Genomic DNA, 2,452 nt, shown 5'->3' with positions numbered 1-2,452 from the left:
TAGAAGCGCTCACCGTCATAGGCAATGCTTCCCTTCTCGCCAAGCGTGGCAACCGCAACGCGCGGTCCCAATACCTGCACGCGGCGTACCCAGTCTCGTAGCTCCGGAGTGTCCTCTTCAAACGACATGAACGCATAGTCAACGTAGGGAAAATGGTTCTCGCAGGCATATTCGGGATCCTGGCTGAACACCGAGAAGTCCATAACCACCGTCTTGCCCGCATCATGCCATTCGGGCAGGAGGTCCAAACAATTGCCAAACAGGTCGGTGTGAATGATGTCATGTTCTAGGATAAACGCCCGGTCGTCTTCATTCGGTCGATATGTCTCCATTACGCCATCGATTGCCTCGAGATGTACGCGATCGACGCCGTCTTTCAACGCCATGAGCATCACCGAGGTGTCGCCATCCTCCACCCGCAGATGTGAGATATCGAACCCCTCGGCGGCCAGCGCCTCCCTCATCTTGTCTCCGTACTCGTCCTTGCCGACGACCGACACGGCGGATACCGAAACGCCCATTCGTGCAAGATGGATACCCCAGTCAATGCCATTACCAGTCGGATAGAACACGCCGATGTTTTGATAGACGTCCGCACAGCAAAAACCAGCCGCACACGCTTTAATACCCATGGTCTTCTCCAATGTTCAAAAGGGGGCCCACCACATAACGAGCCCCCTTTTCGCGTTTCGCTTATTGTTTTGCATCGGTTGTCCAAGGCCTCATAGCCAGACCGCCGTACGCTTTCTTAAGCTATTCGACGATTGGCGCTCCGTGGCCCCAAGAACCTTCCATGCCGCACACGGTCGAGGCAAACCCGGCAGCAAAGTCGAGCGCGCGCTCGATGGCCTCGGCGCCATCCTCGCCACGCTTGGCGGAATCGAGATAGCACATCAAAAACGAGGTGAGGAACGAGTCGCCCGCCCCCATGGTGTCCTTCATGTCCGTTACCGGTTTAGCCAGCTGGCGGTAATAACGCTTGCCGTCGTAAGCGATGCAGCCCTCGGCGCCCGCCGTAGCCGACACAAAACGCGGACCCAGACCCTTCACCCATGCCAGACGCTCGCGAATCTCGTCCTCACTCGCGGCATCCGCCGCACTAAAGAAAGCAAAATCGACGTAGGGCGCAATCTGCTCGTAGTACTCGTCGGTGGAGTCGTCCGAAAAGTCAAAAGAGACCGTGACGCCCGCAGCCTTCAACTTGGGCAGCTCGCGCTCGGTAAAGCAATAGTTGCCCGAATGAACCACATCGAACTGCTTCATGTACGAAAGGTCAAAGCGATCGAGGACATAGCGCGCATCGCCACGGATACCGCCCTCGTTGGAGCCGAGGAAGACACGGTCACCGTCAACGACGGTCACGCGAGCCGCTCCGTTCTCGCCAATCATCTGCTCGCACTTGTCAAGCTCGATACCCTCATCCTCGAGGCTTGCAATGACATGCTCGGCAGCGGCATCATTGCCAAAAATGCCCATGTATGCGGAGCGTGCGGCACCGCATTTCTTGGCATAAACGGCGAAGTTCACCGCATTGCCGCCGGGATACATGGTGTGGATATGCTCGTAGCGATCGACGACGTTGTCGCCAAATCCGAGCGCGTTAACGTTAAATGCCATGGCCTTTGTCCCTTCTAGTACTCGACAACACCCATATAGCGACGGAAATCGGGATCGTGATCAAACACCTTGCCGCGTGCGGCACGCAGCTCGCAGTTCATGGCGTAGAACAGCACCGGGTCCAGATAGGCACGGACGCTCGCCGGCACGGCTTCCATACCGTACTCCTTGGCATCGAGCACCATCAGCGTATCGGTATGCGTCTTAAGGAACGCCAGGGCGCGCTCGTCCATAGCACGGCACTCGCTGGAGCCCATCTGCAGGAAGTAAAAAACGCCATCCTGAGTAGCCTCGAAGGGGCCATGGAAGTACTCGGCAGAGTGGATGTAGCTGCAGTGCTGCCACTGCATCTCCATAAGAGAGCAGATAGCGAAACCGTAGGTCTGGCTAAAGTTGGGACCGCTGCCCAGAATATAGAAGAACTCGTGCTCCTGGCAAAGCTTGGCAAAGCGATCGCCCAGCTCGGCATTTACCTTCTCGCGTGCCGGGGGAAGAATCTTATCCATCTCGGCGATACCGGCATACATATCGGCAAGATCGGCGTAACCCTCCTGCTGATCGAGCAGCTCTGCCGCAAGCGACAGCGAAATGCCAGCGGGGACCTCGGCCTGCGGCACGCCCTCGCCCCACGGGTAGACCCACGTGGTCCATTTACCGGTGTCGATCTTAGATCCAGCGTTGTCGGTCTGGGCGATCACCGTAGCGCCGGCAGCAAGGGCAATCTCGCAGCCCTCGACGACCTCGGGGGTATTGCCGCTGTGGCTGCAAGCGATGACCAGGGACTTCTCGCCCAGACGACGCGGACGCATAATGTCGAATTCACGCGCGGTATAGA

The 2,452-nt window shown here is 57.7% G+C and carries 3 protein-coding genes; all 3 read right to left on the bottom strand.

Annotation, left to right across the window (positions count from 1 at the left end; genetic code table 11):
* The coding region (locus ABHR76_RS09885; RefSeq protein WP_346977625.1) for a PfkB family carbohydrate kinase at positions 1-632 on the bottom strand (632 nt) is incomplete at its 3' end.
* Between the two features lie 121 nt (positions 633-753).
* Entirely contained in the window at positions 754-1,617 is an 864-nt protein-coding gene (locus tag ABHR76_RS09880; RefSeq protein ID WP_118266716.1) for a PfkB family carbohydrate kinase, read from the bottom strand.
* A 14-nt stretch (positions 1,618-1,631) separates the two neighbouring features.
* A partial coding sequence (locus ABHR76_RS09875) for an SIS domain-containing protein (RefSeq protein ID WP_346977623.1) occupies positions 1,632-2,452 on the bottom strand: 821 nt, incomplete at its 5' end.

This window comes from Collinsella aerofaciens (assembly GCF_039752985.1).
GTDB lineage: Bacteria > Actinomycetota > Coriobacteriia > Coriobacteriales > Coriobacteriaceae > Collinsella > Collinsella aerofaciens_BT.
The sequence above is the reverse complement of the archived record's forward strand: the minus strand, read 5'-3'. Positions and strand labels throughout refer to the sequence as shown.